Raw genomic sequence first — 15,255 nt, forward strand, 5'->3', positions numbered from 1 at the left:
CACAAGTGCTCATAAGAAGCGCGAATCAAAAGAGCAACAAACAAAAAAGCGAACCAAAAGGTTCGCTTTTAAACACATTAAGCTAATACCAAATAACAGAATTAATTCAGGTCTTTCGCAGCTTTACGGGCTTGATGCAGCTTCTTATAGCTTTCAATCAATCTTAGATGCGGCTCGATGCCTTCGAGCTGCATGCTGGTCTTAGTTAAGCCGTAAAAACGCACTTTACCTGTGACTGAGCCAACGACGTTGTCCATCACTTCTTTACCGAACATACGGTTGAAGTTATGGATAAAATCATCAAGTTCTAACTCTTCATCTAAGGTCACTTCCAGCACAGCATTCATGGCTTGGTAGAACAGGCCACGTTTAACGGTATTATCGTTAAACTGCAGGAACTCACCGACCAGCTCAATCGCGTCTTCGTGTGCACCGAGTGCCAAATAAATCAGGATCTTAAGCTCAATAATCGTCAGTTTTCCCCACACGGTATTTTCATCAAATACAATGCCGATTAAGGTGCGAATATCCGTGTAGTTATCGAGTTGGCTTTCTTCTAAACGGTTGACCAAATTAGCCAATTGCTTAGTGCTTAACGAATGCAGATTTAAGATATCTTCACGGTACGCCAGCGCCTTGTTGGTGTTATCCCAAATCAAGTCATCAACTGGATAAATCTCAGAATAATCAGGAACTAAAATACGGCACGCCGATGCGCCTAAATCGGTAAACTCGGCGATATACACCTCTTTACCTAACGCTTCTAAGATCCCAAACAGGCCGTCAGCTTCTTCTTCGCTAGTGCCAGAAAAATCCCATTCGCAGAATTCATAATCAAATTTACTGCTAAAGAAGCGCCATGAAATCACTCCTGTTGAATCAATAAAGTGCTCAACAAAGTTTTCTGGCTCGCTAACCGCCATACTGTTAAAGGTCGGTTTTGGCACATCATTTAAGCCTTCGAAGCTACGACCTTGCAGCAATTCAGTTAAGCTACGCTCTAACGCCACTTCAAAGCTTGGGTGCGCGCCAAAAGAGGCGAATACACCGCCAGTTTTCGGGTTCATCAGGGTGACGCACATCACTGGGAACTGGCCGCCGAGTGAGGCATCTTTAACCACAACAGGGAAACCTTGCTCTTCTAAACCGTTAATGCCCGCGAGGATGCTTGGGTACTTTTCTAGTACAGACATAGGCACATCGGGCAAGACAATTTCTTGCTCAATGATTTGGCGTTTTACAGCGCGCTCAAAAATCTCTGACAAGCACTGCACATGGGCTTCTTGCAGGTTATTACCCGCACTCATACCATTGCTTAAGAACAGGTTTTCAATCAGGTTCGATGGGAAGTAAACCGTTTCACCGTCAGATTTACGGGTGTAAGGAATCGCACAAATGCCGCGCTTAACATTACCCGAATTAGTATCAATCAAGTGCGAGCCGCACAGCTCGTCATCTGGGTTATAAATCTCTAAGCAATAGTCATCGAGAATACCCGCTGGCAGCGCATCGTCTTCTTCTAACGCAAACCACTTTTCATTGGGATAATGCACAAATTCGCTATTGGCGATTTCAGTCCCAAAGAATTGATCATTATAGAAAAAGTTGTTATTCAGACGCTCAATAAACTCGCCGAGTGCCGAGCACAACGCGCTTTCTTTGGTCGCGCCTTTACCATTGGTGAAACACATTGGCGAAGCCGCGTCACGAATGTGCAGTGACCACACGTTCGGCACGATATTACGCCATGATGAGATCTCTATCTTCATTCCAAGATCGGCGAGCATGCCCGTCATATTGGCAATGGTTTGCTCCAGCGGCAGATCTTTACCCAGAATAAAGGTGCTCGATGCGCCATTAGGCTGGCCCATCAACATGGCATTGGCGTCTGAATCTAGGTTCTCAACGGTTTCAATTTTAAATTCTGGGCCCGTTTGCACCACTTTTTTAACCGTACAACGGTCAATCGAGCGCAAAATACCTTCGCGATCTTTCTCCGAAATATCATCGGGTAACTCAACTTGAATTTGGAAAATCTGGTTGTAGCGATCTTCTGGATCGACAATATTGTTCTGCGACAGTCTAATGTTATCCGTTGGAATATCACGGGCTTTGCAATATACCTTCACGAAATAGGCCGCACACAGGGCTGACGACGCTAAGAAATAGTCAAACGGACTAGGGGCAGAACCATCACCTTTGTAGCGGATTGGCTGATCGGCGGTCACGGTAAAATCATCAAACTTGGCTTCAAGTCTAAGATTGTCGAGAAAATTAACTTTGATTTCCATTGAATATGATTTCCACTAAATATGCGAGTCTGTAGCAGCCCATCGACCAAGTCGCGTCATTGGTAATGAGTCATTAAGGGTGAATTATCGGTGTTTTTGGCCCATTAGTCTTGGGTTAATTATGTTAAAAACCATAATCAGGGCATTTACGGCTGAGCTTGACGGTTTGAATAGCAGGGTTAAGCGAGTACTTAGATTGAGTCTCAAGAAGACGAGGAAACCAATGAGTCGCAGAGTAACACTCTGCGCAAAAACGCATTATGGATGTTTTTCAGTTTCTCGCTTAACCAACAGAAAGGTTAAATACATCTTAGTCGGTAATGACAAGGCCATGCCAAAGGCGACACACATAGCGCTGATAATAATCCCTTGCACGCCCATCGCCTCAACAGTTTCATTAAAGTTATGTAAGTAGATGCCCAACGCAATAAGACAAATGCCTACAGTAATGCAGATTTTCAGCGTTAGGATCAACTTTTCATTCGTCACAACCCTGCCCTTACTGTTCGCCACTATCTCCACCAGCACATCAGCCTGCACCAACTCTAGCTAATTTTGCATCAATTTAAGCTAATATAGTGAACTCATTGGGCCCGTATAGTGTTGATAAAGATCAAAAGAAAGGCCTAGATTCACAGCATAGTTAACGACTTTGGAATAAATCAACAGCGCGCATTTTATCGATTTCCATTACATTTTTGTTAACTTAAACACTTAAGAATGCGGGAAATTAGCTATACTGCCCTGCAATAAAAGAGATGTTCATCATGGAGTCGTCAAGCATGTCTAATTTCAGCCTACGTAATAAATTACTGCTGTTGTCGTTATTCCCTTTAATTTTTACTTTGTTCGTACTCATGACAGTTTCTTACTATGTCGAAAAAGACGCCCTTGCAGATGAGGTGACGACCTTTAGAACTAAGCTCATCGGTGAACGTAAAACACAAATAAAAGAAGCCACCGAAATTGCCGCAGGAATAGTGCAGTATCAATTGTCTTTAAAAGAAAATGGCAATGTAAACCAAGCGCTACGTGATATCCGTTTTGGCAGTTCTGGTTACTTCTTTATTTACGACTCCCAGGGTAAAAACCTGTTCCATGCCGTCATGCCCAACCTCGAAGGGCAAAATAAAATTGATATGACAGATCCCCGCGGCACTAAAATCATTGTCGGTTTACTCGATGCCGCTAAAAAAGGGGACGGTAACTTCTCGTTCTACTTTCAAAAACCCAATACAAATGAGCAAATTGAAAAAATCGGTTACTCCATGATGATCCCTGGCACTGACTGGATGCTAGGCACGGGAGTCTATATCGATGATATCGACACTGTCGTTGAGGATTATCGTGCGACGGTCACTGAGCAGATGATCGAAAAATCCTATGCCATTCTGTTAATTGCGCTGCTACTCGCCGCGATTACTACCGTTGTTATTCTGATCACCGCCCAACGTATGGTCGCGCCAATTAAAAATATGGCGGACAATTTAAACGACATTGCCAAAGGCGAAGGCGATTTAACCAAACGTCTTATTGTGAAAGGTGAAGATGAAATTGCACAATTAGGTCAATCCTTTAACCTGTTTGTCGATAAACTCCAAACCATCATAGGCGATGTGGCAAACGCGACGGCTAAAGTTAAAACCGCCGCCAACGCGATTCACGATCAAACCAAAGTCATGTCGAGCCAACTCATCAGCCATAACAATGAAACTGATCAAGTGGTTACCGCTATTACTGAAATGTCAGCCACCGCCAGCGAAGTAGCGCAAAATACCACGCAAGTGGCTGAAGCGACTCACGCTGCCACTGGCGATGTAGCCAATGCCCAGCGCTGCGTCGATGCTTCTTTAGAAGAAATTTCGGCACTCATGGCGCAAATCAACAATGCGGCGGGCAGTATTCAATCCTTGAGCGAACAGTCTAAAAAAATCAACAACGTGCTGTCAGTGATTGGCGGTATTGCTGAGCAAACTAACCTATTGGCATTAAATGCAGCCATCGAAGCGGCCCGCGCCGGAGAACAGGGCCGAGGCTTTGCCGTGGTGGCCGATGAAGTGCGTAACTTAGCGAGCCGAACGCAATCAAGCACTTTAGAAATCAATGAGATGCTAACTGAACTGCACAAGCTTGTCGCACTGGCAGTAAAAACGATGGAAGAAAGTCAGCAAAGCTGCGTGCGCTCGGTAGACTCTTCCCGTGCAATTTCTGAAAGCCTTGGTTCAGTGACATCGGCGGTCACGGCAATTAACGACATGAGCACCCAAATTGCGACGGCGGCCACGGAACAAAGCTCTGTGACCGAAGAAATCAACCGTAATGTGTTCGCCATCCAAGAGATAGTGAATGAGTTACTCCATTCCAGCGAAGATGCTGCCAGAGTCAGCCAAACCGTGTCGCAGGAAGGAATTAACTTAGGCAAGCTCGTCGGTCAGTTTAAGATTTAAAATATTTTCAATGGGTTGTAAGCTAAATAAGACATAGCAACCCATTAGTTTGCTGCAAATGTAAGATAAGGTCTCAGCCTTGCTGAGGCCGATGGCAGTGGAATTGAAGGATTGTGAGATTGTGAGATTTTTAATTTCAAAAAGTAAAACTTAAATCCCATTGCCTACGTATATAAGCCAAAATACCCAATCCAATAGAAATGGCCATGTTCTCAATATTTAAGAAAAATCCCTTAAAAAAATTAACTCAGCAATATAACGCCAAGCTTGAACAAGCTATGCATGCCCAGAGAAAAGGCGATATTAGATCCTACTCAATGCTGACCGCTGAAGCCGAGCAAATCGAAAATCAAATAAAAGTGTTAGAAACAACAAGCCATAAATAAACCTTCAAAGCAAAAACACTCAGCAGACAAACTACCAAGAGTCAGCTTGAAAACGTGCCAATCTGGCCTCTGTGATAGTGCATTGGGTCTGTTGCATCAACTCACCTAAGGTAATCGCAGGATTGTCTGTGATAAGCCGAATCAGCTTAGCGTCTAATGGTTCAAGTTTGTCCGCATGTTGCAGCAAGGCTGACTCAAGCTTTTGAATAAGATAACGAAATGCTCCATCGGCCATCAGTAGCTGCTCGGCTTGTAAATGGGCGGTGCAGGATTGGATCTTGATCGCCGCGCCAACAATACACCAATTCCTTGAACGCCGCACACGCTTAAGCTCGCAATCATATTGGGTTGCAATCACTTGAGCTTGTTTAACCGCCTCCCGTCCAATTCGATGAATCAGCGAGGGCAGCGAGATACTAATGTCGTCGTTCATAACGCTTGGTTAATCGCCGCTCTTTTTATGCCTGCATGGGTAAAAGCCTGCTCGACTTTACATTCAAATACAAAAATTCAATGCGCGGCAGTGTACTCTGCCTCACTTTATTCTAAAAGCTCCACCCTCTGCCGGATAAGATTTGATGCGATTATGCTTTTACTCTTTAACCCACATATTTTGAGTGAGTTTCGCACCAAGTTTGTAGCTTATGTTGTAAATCGCGCAGCTTCTTTGGGTAATGGCTCTGCTTGGCATAAACCATATACAACTCATGTGGATAGCATTGCCATTGGGGAACGAGCAAAGTGAGTTTGTGCTGAGCGATATCCTCCTCTACCAAATAATAAGGCAGGCTAGCGATACCTGCACCACTCAAAGTAAGAAGATGTGTAGTGGCATAGTTTGAACTATACAGTGCAGGCTCAAAAGTGAGCGTGAGACAGTCCCCTGCGAGCGGTTCAAACACCCACTGAGTTTCACCCGAAGACAATAGACGATAATGGCGTAAATCATCAGGGTGACGAACCTCTGCTGCGGCGGGATATGCGGGTGCAACCACTAAGACATGGCTAATTCTGCCAAGATATCTGGCGATAAGATTATCGCTGTGCGCAATGCTTGTTCTTAAGGCGAGATCAAACTTGCCGAACTCAACATCTTGAATATTCTGCTCAAAACACAGTTCGAGTTTCACTTGAGGATACGCAGCAATAAACTGAAGCAGCATAGGACTCAGCAATTTTTTGCCCAGTTCCGTTGGAGCGGTGAATTTTAAAGTGCCACAGGAGTCCTGCATTAAATCCTGCACTAAACGTCCAGCTTCATTGGCTAGCCTCTCGATTTCGCAGGCTTTACCATATAACGCTTGCCCTGCTTCGGTCATTGATACTCGCCGAGTGGTTCGGTGGAGTAATTGACAACCCATTTCATCTTCAAGGGATTTAACATGCCGCGACACTAAGCCTTTAGAAGCGCCGAGTTGTTCAGACGCAGCGCTAAAACTGTGCATTTTGGCAACCAGCATAAATGACTGCAGATGAGTGAGATTCATCAATTAAACCCATTAACGAAACAATGTGGTGATTATATGCGCTTTTTCTATTTAATTAACCAGACTATCCTCAATTCGTATTCAATTTAGGAGCATGTCATGAAAATAGTCGTAGTGGGTGCATCAGGCACAATCGGACAAGCCATAGTCCGCTTATTCCATTCAACTCAGCATGAAGTTATTCAGGTAGGGCGAACAACGGGGGATGTCCTGATAGACATTCGGGATGAACATTCACTCCATCAAGGGCTAGAAAAAATCGGTAAAGTCGATGCAATGATTTCGGCCATGGGTGATGTCGTATTTAAACCCTTCAACGCTATGACTCAAGCAGACTGGTATACAGGGCTCCAAAGTAAGTTATTGGGGCAAATACAGTTAGTGCAAATAGGTAGCCAATACCTCAACGCTGGGGGGAGTTTTACACTGACCAGTGGCATTATTGCCGATGTCCCAGTAAAAGATGGCATCAGTGCAGCCACAATCAATGGCGCACTTGAGCATTTTGTTACCGCCGTCGCGGGTGAATTACCTGCGCAGCAGCGGATAAACATTGTCAGCCCAACGGTATTAAGCGAGTCATTAGCGAGCTATCAGGACTATTTCCCCGGTTTTAGTGCAATCAATGCCGACACATTAGCCAAGGTTTATTTGCGCTCAGTCATGGGCAGAGAAAACGGCCGAGTGCTGAAAGCCTTTTCCAGCTGCGGCGCAGTGTTGCCCTAACAGCAGTGTCCTAACAGCAGTGCCCTAACAGGACAACCTAACCTTGTAACGCAAGGCGCGTAATCAGTCACAGTTAAAGTCTTGAGCGTTGCGCTGGGATTGCCTACAATAGCGCACGCTTTTTCACTATAGACAATGACAGATCACGACCATGACCGACACAACATCATTACCTGCTTTACCGGATCGCCTTTCCGTTAACCCACGCAGCCCACACCATGTGGCAGAAATTTTCGAGCACGATATCGGTATTAAGCTCAACGGCAAAGAGCGTTTTGATGTCGAAGAATATTGCATCAGTGAAGGTTGGGTAAAAGTGCCAAGCAAATCCTTAGACCGTCGCGGCCAACCTCTTTTGCTCACAGTAAAAGGCACAGTTGAAGCCTTTTATCGTTAAGCTTTAGCGCAAAGAGCTGGATCATAAAAACGGCCAATCTAATTGGCCGTTTTTGTTTGCCCAGCAGCAAATGATACTAATTCAATACTACTTGCTGAAACTGCACCAGTGCAGTGAACGACTATTCGGAACAGCTATCTAGTCGGTTTTTGGCGAAATGGATTAAATCAAATAGCATTATGCATGCCTACTTATTTGAATATCATCAAGTTTATTTGGGGATTCGCTAGAGAAAAGCGTTAGAGAGAGAGGAGAAATAGTTGATGTCTCGGTAACTCCAATATATAAAGGTCCTTCCAGAATACCGGCAGGTATAACAGTGAATGCTCAAGGTAGTGGTGGTTTCTTTGAAAGCATTGCTCTTCTTAATCCTCGTGGAATGTAGATCATGACCCTATCTGTATTAAATAGCATTTTAACTCCCCCTAACTTCCCTAATGAATCTGGGATTGGTAACGTTTGGCCTTCTATAGATGAAGGTCTTAGTTTTCCCAGGGATTACATTGCGTTTATTAATCGTTATGGCACAGGAAGAATTGCCGACTTTATAGCGATATTCAATCCATTTACTACAAATTGTGACCTTGATTTTTTTGAGCAGAAGAAATCAATCATTGAGGATTTCAATTACCTTAATAATGAAGACCCAGAGTATTTTAAATATAACCTCTATCCAGAAATTAATGGCCTTTTACCAATAGGCGTAACGGATAATGGTGATTGCATATTTTGGGTTGTTTCCGATCTGAAAGACAGTGAGACATGGGGCACTGCAATAATCGCATCTAGATCGCCAGATGTAGAATATTTTGATGAAAATATAACCTCTCTATTGACTGGTTTATTGTTAAGAAAAATAAGATCAGGATCATTACCTAATAGTTTCCCTCCTAAAAATGTTACCTTTGAAAAAATTTAAACAAAAAATAAATGGTCATCCGCAATAAATCATGGACCGCCACGGCCAACCACTGCTACTCACAGTAAAAGGCACAGTTGAAGCCTTTTATCGTTAAGCCTTAGCGCAAAGAGCCGGATCATAAAATGAGTAAAGGCTAGCCGTGGGAACCCTAGCTAGCCTTAGATAACAAACACAGTCTTCCTTAGGTTATTGTTTGCGCACTAGTTTATCCGCAAGATAGTCAGCTAATTCAGCAAGAGGGATGTGAGTCATCACACCGTCTTTACGGCACTTAACTGACACATACTTCTCGGCTTCTTCCTTATCTCCAACCGTTAAGATATAAGGCACTTTTTGCTTGTGAAAACGTTTCATTTTGCGGGCAACTGAGTGTTGACTGATATCAACCAACACTCGCATGTCTCGTGCTAAGCATAATGTGGCTAGCTGACGGACAAATTGGCTGTTTGACTCATTTACAGAGGCAATAGCAACAGGCACGGGATGCAACCAATCCGGCAGGTTACCCTGTGAGACTTCCAAGAGAATCCCCAACCAACGCTCGATAGAGCCATACATAGCTTGGTGCATAATCACTGGCCGTTCGAATTCACCTTGCTCATTTGTGTAGTGAACATCGAATCTTTCAGGCAAATTGAAATCAAACTGGATAGTGCCACACTGCCAGCGTCTTCCCATAGAATCTGTCAGTGACAATTCAATTTTGGGACCATAAAAAGCCCCTTCGCCAGCTTGATACTCGGCATCAAAGCCCTCAATCTGGCAGGCTGAATCCAATAGCTTTTGTGCTCGGCACCATTGTTCATCGCTGCCTAATGCCTTCTCAGGTTTAGTCGATATTTTTACGTCTAAATTATGGTAGCCGTAATCACCATAAACCTGCTTTGCACGCTGGAGAAAACCACGTATCTCCTCCTCTGCCTGAGACCAACAGCAAAAAACATGGGCATCATCCTGAGTGAACTGGCGTGCGCGCAGGCAACCATTTAACGAGCCTGAGGATTCATTACGGTGCACTAAGCCAAACTCAAATAGTCGCAGTGGCAAATCTCTATGGCTATGTACCCCGCGCTTAAACAGCAAAATATGGGCAGGACAAGACATGGGTTTTAAAACATATTCATCCATGTTTTCCTTTCCGCCACCGAAAAACATGTTCTCTGCAAACATGTCCATATGCCCAGACGTTTGCCATAACTCCTTCTTCATAAAAACAGGCGTGTTCACTTCCTCAAAACCATTTCGGCGATACACGCGCCTCATGTGCTCTTGAATATCTCGGAATAACGCCCAGCCATTCGGGTGCCAAAAAATCATACCCGGCGCCTGTGGTTCAGAGTGAAATAGGTCAAGTTGTTCTGCAATTTCGCGATGTGTTTTCATCATTCTCTCCTGAGTAAAATCTGAGTAAAACCTGAGCGAAATACAAAACCAAGGTATAAAAAAACCCTCTGGCGATTTCGCTCAGAGGGTTTTTTTAAAGACGCAAAAAACTACCCCCCGAGAATTCTCGTGGTGGTAGTGGTGGTGTTAATTGCGCTTACGTATATTTTTTTCATGCGCCAGTAATAACAAATCATCCCTATCGCAGCAAGCATTTTGTTTATAAAAAAAATAAATGGCAGACAAAATAAAGACAAAATAAATGGCCATCCATAATGAATTATTAGACCGCCACGGCCAACCACTGCTACTCACAGTAAAAGGCACAGTTGAAGCCTTTTATCGTTAAGCTTGCAAAGAGCGGGATCATAACAACGGCCAATCTGATTGGCCGTTTTTGTTTGCCTATTCTACTTCTGCGGCTAAACCATAGGCCTGGTAAATCTGTTTTACACGGCCCGATGCAACCATATCAAGCAGCGCCCGATTAAGTTCATCGAAAATAGCAGCATGGGTAGAGTTACGGGACATACCAAAATAATGTTCGATCCGATTTGACTGACGGTAATCGGCATAGCTAAAACGATCGTAACCGAGCTGCTTGAAGGCATTCTCAATGGCGGCACGATCGAGCACCACCATAGTGTCAAAACGCCCCATGATAAACATGCGAGCCATGTTTTCATCATCGGTAGACTCAATTTTACGTAGCGCGGGATCTGTATTAAAACGCTCAAAATAAACTGTGCCCCGTTTAACCCCTACAGTAACCTGATACAAATCCTCATAGGACTTAATCCGTCCTTCCTCGCCGGCTTTTACGAGAAACAAAATATCGCGAGTCTGAGTGCCGATAGGACCAAGAAACCGTACAAATGCCTCTCGCTCTTCGTCTCGTATCGTGCGCGGCACAATGTCGACCGTTCCTACCCGCAACTCATGAATGCTGCGAGCAAAAGGACGCGCGCTCCATTCGACGCGATAACCGACCTTAGCCGCCGCTTCCTCAAGAATATCCTTTAACGGACTCGTCATAGTATTAGTTCGCTCATCAAGCACCATCTCAGGAGGACGATGCCGAAAATCGGCACGCAACACGTTAGAAAAAGTAGCCGATTGCACCTCAGCGGCGACAATGATGCCCGAGAAAAAACCACAACCAAGCACACACAAAATTGCGTAAACAGAAGGCAACGAAACAAGGATACTTTTAAAATACATAGAGATGCCCGCAAATTTATATGTTGCATTTAGCATAACTCAAAAAATCGAAAACTAAAGTGCATAAAACATAGGCCCAGCCTGTAATTGTGATAAAGCGCATTGATTAAACCGTATAGAGCGGGTTAAAGTGTGACCACTCAGGAAAATGCAGGGCAAACTCGAACTCAATCATCGAGCACGCCATTTAGGGAAGAAGAAGCAAATCAGCAATGTGCGCCCAAACTCTAAGCAGACAAGTCTGCCACCACTTTCCAAAATAATAAGTACATTTGATTAGCGGGTTATGTCATCGGGTTAACTATTGACTCGCATTACTTCAGGGACGTAAATGACCGATTTCAGCAGCATTCTTTTATCCTACGGGATACTTCTCTCTGGCCTTCTTGTCACAGTGGGTGTGATGTATGTGTTGCTCAAACATCGCGATGCAACCGTCAAGCTGCCCGTTGATCGTGAGCAACTGACCCGTATCCCCGCCTATGGCTTACAAGCCTTGGGTTATCAAGTTTTTCACTATGTGCAAGCCGAACGCCAAGCACTCTTGTTAACTAAGCGGGTCAGTCAATGGTTAACCAAAGCCACAGGAACCCTCGTCGCCGCCACCCCAGCCCTAATATTCCCCGGCTGGTTTGTCACAAGTCAATCAAAACCGCCGTTCCCACATCTTTGTAATAAAGAGTTTAACCACAAACAATTAGTCGGCACCATCCCAACACTTAAAACCCAAGCCCTTACCCAGCAACAAGTAGAACAAATTATTTATCAAGTCGCACAGAGATGCATTAGTAAAAGTAAATATTCTGAAAAATAAAATGGATTATATAAATGAAAAATACACTATTTATTATTATCAGTGACATTCATGCAAATGAAAAAAATAGCGATGAAATAAACAATAGATTAAATGAACTAGCTGGTTGGGTTGACAGAAAATGTAGTGCAGAAAAATATGATGAATTTATTATATTGGTTGCAGGAGATATTGCATTTAGTGGGAAAAAGTGTGAGTACGACATAATATCAGAGTCATTCTTAAAATTAGCTGATAGTTGCAAAATATTATTATCCCCAGGGAATCATGACCATAACTTTTCAACATATAAAGGTCAAGCTAGAGAAATTTTAATAGCAAATAATTCAGAACTGGATGAATCAGTAATTAACATAGTTACTAGCGGACAAAAAGAATACTTCGATTTTGAAAGAGAGGTTTGCAATGTTCAAGTAAAACATAGCACACTACTATCTAAAAAATACGAGATTTCCACAAAAATATCAATACAATCTTTAAATACTGCATGGTGCTCAAAAATAAAAGAAAAAGGTGGTGAACTAACATATCCTATTGAACAAATAATTGACACTTATGATAATGAAGAACTAAGAGTATTATTTTTCCACCACCCTCTAAGTTGGTTCACCCCAGAAAACAACAAAGAAATAAGAAATAAGACTGCAGAACTATTTAACATAATTATATCTGGTCACGAACATGTTGAGAATAGCTTCAAAGTTGAGTCAGATGCCAACACAAACTTGATAATTGAAACATGCTCATTTCATGATGTTTCTCTAGAACAAAATGGGTTTATATGCTTTTACCAAAACTGTGATGATATTTATATAGAAAAACACATTTGGAATAATGGAAGTTACGAAAAAACTGAAACAAAAACAAAAAATGATATCGTCGAGTCAAATGCAAAATATAGTAATGGATTTAAAGTAAAAGCAGATTACTATGCCAATTTAACAGATGCAGGTACAGGATTTTCACATCCGGAAATAAATGAACTAAAAATTGATGACATTTTCACCTATCAAAATATTAATAATTTATCAAAAAGAAATGCTGGAGCAATACAAAGCGAAAGTTCAAGAGATATTTTATCAACATATAATGATTCTCACATAATACTATCAGGTGAAGAAAGTACTGGGAAAACAACATTACTAAGAAAATTATGTTTAGACACATTGGAAAACGGAGGGTTCTCCGTCTTTATAGATGGTAGTGAAATACGAAGATCTGACAGATATAAAATATCCACTCTTGAAGAAAAAATAAAGTCACAATATGAAAACTTCACTTTTGATCAGTTATTAAAGAGTAAAAATGAAAGAGTAATATTCATAGACAATTTTGATCTAATTCGAGGCGACTCAAAGTCAACAGAAAAATTAATAGAGTTGCTAGAAAGGTATTTTACAAAAATCGTAATAACAATTTCTGACTCTTATAACATAAGCCAAAACAATATTAAAGGAGACAGTATCTTTCAAGAAAAATTTATTTCACTAGAAATATTAAAAATGGGACATCTTTTAAGGTGGGAACTAATAAAGAAATGGAACAATTTAAAATCAGAATGTGCTGAATCAGATCAAGCACTAATAATTAAGACAGACAAGGCATATAAAGAGATATCTAGAGTAATAGGGAAAAACTATATACCTTCAACACCGTTTTTCTTACTAACAATGCTACAGTCAATGGATACAAGTATCTCATCAGATCTAAATACAAGCTCTTATGGTCACTATTATCATTATTTGATAACTTGTAGCTTAGGTATTTCAGGGGTAGACAAAGATAAACTAGATGGCATATTTACATATATCACTGAAATGGCATTTTTTTATCACAAATCAGAACAAGCTGAATTATCTAGAGATATATTATGGGATTTCAACTCACATATTAACAAAGAATACACCCTAAAGATTGATTGTGACCATAGATTAAATCAATTAATCAATGCAAAAATACTGAAAGAAAACAATGGACACTATTCATTTAGATATCCATATATTTTTTATTACTTTTTATCTAAATATCTTTCCGATAATATGGGTGATGAGGAAATAAAAATAATAATTTTTGAATTAATAAAAAATTTGGACAAAACACGAAACATGAGTACCTTAATGTTTCTTACTCATCACTCAAAGGATATGAACATCTTAGATGGAATCATAGGACAATCTGCAAAATTATTTCAAGAATATAAATCAGCAGATCTAGATCAAGGTGTTTCATTTTTAAATGGAATTGTAGAAAATTTAAACTTAGGTGACTTAACATTTATTGATGGTGATATTCATACTAATAGACAGGATATCGAAAATGAAAAAGACCTCTACTCTAGCAATGCAGAATATCATGATTCTGACGATGAAATTGAAAACAATAACTTTGTCGATGATAAATCAGATATTTATAAGTTCATTAGAGATTTCAATCTGACTTTCAAATCAGTTGATCTTCTTGGGCAACTCACAAGAAATTATCATGAATCACTAAAAACGGCTCCAAAACTAAAACTGTTAACAGAGGCGATAGAGGCACCATTAAGAGCTTTAGAAGCTATATTTAGCCTAATGCGTAATGACCCAGATACCTTATTAGATATGTTAAGAAGTAAACTTAAGGATGAATTTGAATTAGACAATCATTCCAATGATGAAATAGAGGTAATTGCTAGACGGATGCTTTTTAATCTAATGAAAGGAGTTTCTTTCGCAATTATTAAAAAGATATCATCAGCAATTGGAAGTAGAGAGTTATTGCCTGTAATCAACTTAATACATAATGGAGAATCGAAAAGTAATGCTTTAAGATTAATTGAGCTTTCTGTTCAGCTTGATTTAGGAGGCCTAGGGTCAATTGAAGCTATCGCAAAAATGGCAAAAGATTTCAAGTTGAACACAATATCAGGAGCCTTGCTACAAGATTTAATACGGTATTATCTTTATATGTTTCAAGAAAACACTAATAATAAAAAAAGCGTATGTAGTATATTAAAAATAAAATACAACCCGAATGTAAACGAACTCCAAAAAAAGTTAACACATGCTTCAACACAATAATAAAAGGAGCTAAGTAAACTAGGGAAAAACAGGACAGGCATAACTCTCCACTCAATGGTTACACCAGATCAGGCATTGTTGCACCAGTGACCTTCTAAAACATGGATAATGGAATGGACCCA

General features: G+C 41.3%; 13 protein-coding genes and 1 pseudogene. 8 read left to right on the forward strand and 6 right to left on the reverse strand.

The genetic code is table 11. From position 1 onward, the window contains the following. Positions 1–101 precede the first annotated feature (101 nt). The gene (locus L5M18_RS11405) at positions 102–2,291 is read right to left on the reverse strand and encodes an OsmC domain/YcaO domain-containing protein (RefSeq protein ID WP_263196995.1); all 2,190 of its coding nucleotides are present in this window, start codon (positions 2,289–2,291) and stop codon (positions 102–104) included. 258 nt (positions 2,292–2,549) lie between these two features. Then, positions 2,550–2,780 carry a hypothetical protein gene (locus L5M18_RS11410; RefSeq protein ID WP_113939077.1) on the reverse strand — a complete coding sequence of 77 codons (231 nt, stop codon included), beginning with the start codon at positions 2,778–2,780 and terminating at the stop codon, positions 2,550–2,552. Between the two features lie 293 nt (positions 2,781–3,073). Here L5M18_RS11410 and L5M18_RS11415 point away from each other — a divergent pair, with 293 nt between their 5' ends. Both L5M18_RS11415 and L5M18_RS11420 read left to right on the forward strand, forming a co-directional pair. Continuing rightward, positions 3,074–4,738 carry a methyl-accepting chemotaxis protein gene (locus L5M18_RS11415; RefSeq protein WP_263196996.1) on the forward strand — a complete coding sequence of 555 codons (1,665 nt, stop codon included), beginning with the start codon at positions 3,074–3,076 and terminating at the stop codon, positions 4,736–4,738. A gap of 206 nt (positions 4,739–4,944) precedes the next feature. Further along, a complete protein-coding gene (locus tag L5M18_RS11420; RefSeq protein ID WP_028759324.1) occupies positions 4,945–5,124 on the forward strand; it encodes a DUF6435 family protein in 180 nt (59 codons plus the stop codon). A 31-nt stretch (positions 5,125–5,155) separates the two neighbouring features. Here the strand turns inward: L5M18_RS11420 and L5M18_RS11425 are convergent, their stop codons facing one another. Together L5M18_RS11425 and L5M18_RS11430 are read right to left on the reverse strand one after the other, a co-directional pair. Next, positions 5,156–5,557, reverse strand: a complete 402-nt coding sequence (locus L5M18_RS11425; protein ID WP_263196997.1) for a ribosome recycling factor family protein — start codon at positions 5,555–5,557, stop codon at positions 5,156–5,158. 166 nt (positions 5,558–5,723) lie between these two features. Beyond that, complete coding sequence (locus tag L5M18_RS11430) at positions 5,724–6,611, reverse strand: LysR family transcriptional regulator (protein ID WP_263196998.1); 888 nt, start codon at positions 6,609–6,611, stop codon at positions 5,724–5,726. Between the two features lie 99 nt (positions 6,612–6,710). On the opposite strand from L5M18_RS11430, the gene L5M18_RS11435 reads away from it, so the two are divergent. The 3 genes from L5M18_RS11435 (at position 6,711) to L5M18_RS11445 (ending at position 8,653) form a co-directional block, all read left to right on the forward strand. Then, positions 6,711–7,337, forward strand: a complete 627-nt coding sequence (locus tag L5M18_RS11435) for a short chain dehydrogenase (protein WP_106651617.1) — start codon at positions 6,711–6,713, stop codon at positions 7,335–7,337. 151 nt (positions 7,338–7,488) lie between these two features. Then, complete coding sequence (locus tag L5M18_RS11440) at positions 7,489–7,734, forward strand: DUF3297 family protein (RefSeq protein WP_006080205.1); 246 nt, start codon at positions 7,489–7,491, stop codon at positions 7,732–7,734. Positions 7,735–8,122: 388 nt separating this feature from the next. Beyond that, positions 8,123–8,653, forward strand: coding sequence for an SMI1/KNR4 family protein (locus tag L5M18_RS11445; protein ID WP_263146593.1), 531 nt, complete (start codon positions 8,123–8,125; stop codon positions 8,651–8,653). A gap of 189 nt (positions 8,654–8,842) precedes the next feature. Here the strand turns inward: L5M18_RS11445 and thrS are convergent, their stop codons facing one another. Beyond that, entirely contained in the window at positions 8,843–10,096 is a 1,254-nt protein-coding gene (gene thrS / locus L5M18_RS11450) for a threonine--tRNA ligase (protein WP_317629897.1), read from the reverse strand. A gap of 223 nt (positions 10,097–10,319) precedes the next feature. Between thrS and L5M18_RS11455 the strand changes: the two are divergent. After that, positions 10,320–10,388 (forward strand): annotated as a pseudogene (locus L5M18_RS11455) (DUF3297 domain-containing protein); the annotation flags it as partial. A gap of 56 nt (positions 10,389–10,444) precedes the next feature. Here the strand turns inward: L5M18_RS11455 and L5M18_RS11460 are convergent. Further along, the gene (locus tag L5M18_RS11460; RefSeq protein WP_263196999.1) at positions 10,445–11,260 is read right to left on the reverse strand and encodes a substrate-binding periplasmic protein; all 816 of its coding nucleotides are present in this window, start codon (positions 11,258–11,260) and stop codon (positions 10,445–10,447) included. A gap of 331 nt (positions 11,261–11,591) precedes the next feature. Between L5M18_RS11460 and L5M18_RS11465 the strand changes: the two genes are divergently transcribed. Together L5M18_RS11465 and L5M18_RS11470 are read left to right on the forward strand one after the other, a co-directional pair. Then, on the forward strand, positions 11,592–12,074 hold the full coding sequence (locus L5M18_RS11465) for a hypothetical protein (protein ID WP_263197000.1): 483 nt from the start codon (positions 11,592–11,594) through the stop codon (positions 12,072–12,074). 14 nt (positions 12,075–12,088) lie between these two features. After that, a complete protein-coding gene (locus L5M18_RS11470) occupies positions 12,089–15,133 on the forward strand; it encodes a metallophosphoesterase (RefSeq protein WP_263197001.1) in 3,045 nt (1,014 codons plus the stop codon). The last annotated feature ends 122 nt before the right edge of the window (positions 15,134–15,255 follow it).

This window comes from Shewanella sp. SM20, assembly GCF_025654545.1.
GTDB classification, from domain to species: Bacteria; Pseudomonadota; Gammaproteobacteria; order Enterobacterales; family Shewanellaceae; genus Shewanella; species Shewanella oncorhynchi.

What these genes read in the sequence shown, in the direction of transcription:
- L5M18_RS11435 (WP_106651617.1), top strand. Translation starts at nt 6,711, where the DNA reads ATGAAAATAGTCGTAGTGGGTGCATCAGGCACAATCGGACAAGCCATA.
- L5M18_RS11460 (WP_263196999.1), bottom strand. Translation starts at nt 11,260, where the DNA reads ATGTATTTTAAAAGTATCCTTGTTTCGTTGCCTTCTGTTTACGCAATT.
- L5M18_RS11405 (WP_263196995.1), bottom strand. Translation starts at nt 2,291, where the DNA reads ATGGAAATCAAAGTTAATTTTCTCGACAATCTTAGACTTGAAGCCAAG.
- L5M18_RS11430 (WP_263196998.1), bottom strand. Translation starts at nt 6,611, where the DNA reads ATGAATCTCACTCATCTGCAGTCATTTATGCTGGTTGCCAAAATGCAC.
- L5M18_RS11420 (WP_028759324.1), top strand. Translation starts at nt 4,945, where the DNA reads ATGTTCTCAATATTTAAGAAAAATCCCTTAAAAAAATTAACTCAGCAA.
- L5M18_RS11415 (WP_263196996.1), top strand. Translation starts at nt 3,074, where the DNA reads ATGTCTAATTTCAGCCTACGTAATAAATTACTGCTGTTGTCGTTATTC.
- L5M18_RS11445 (WP_263146593.1), top strand. Translation starts at nt 8,123, where the DNA reads ATGACCCTATCTGTATTAAATAGCATTTTAACTCCCCCTAACTTCCCT.
- L5M18_RS11470 (WP_263197001.1), top strand. Translation starts at nt 12,089, where the DNA reads ATGAAAAATACACTATTTATTATTATCAGTGACATTCATGCAAATGAA.
- L5M18_RS11440 (WP_006080205.1), top strand. Translation starts at nt 7,489, where the DNA reads ATGACCGACACAACATCATTACCTGCTTTACCGGATCGCCTTTCCGTT.
- L5M18_RS11465 (WP_263197000.1), top strand. Translation starts at nt 11,592, where the DNA reads ATGACCGATTTCAGCAGCATTCTTTTATCCTACGGGATACTTCTCTCT.
- L5M18_RS11425 (WP_263196997.1), bottom strand. Translation starts at nt 5,557, where the DNA reads ATGAACGACGACATTAGTATCTCGCTGCCCTCGCTGATTCATCGAATT.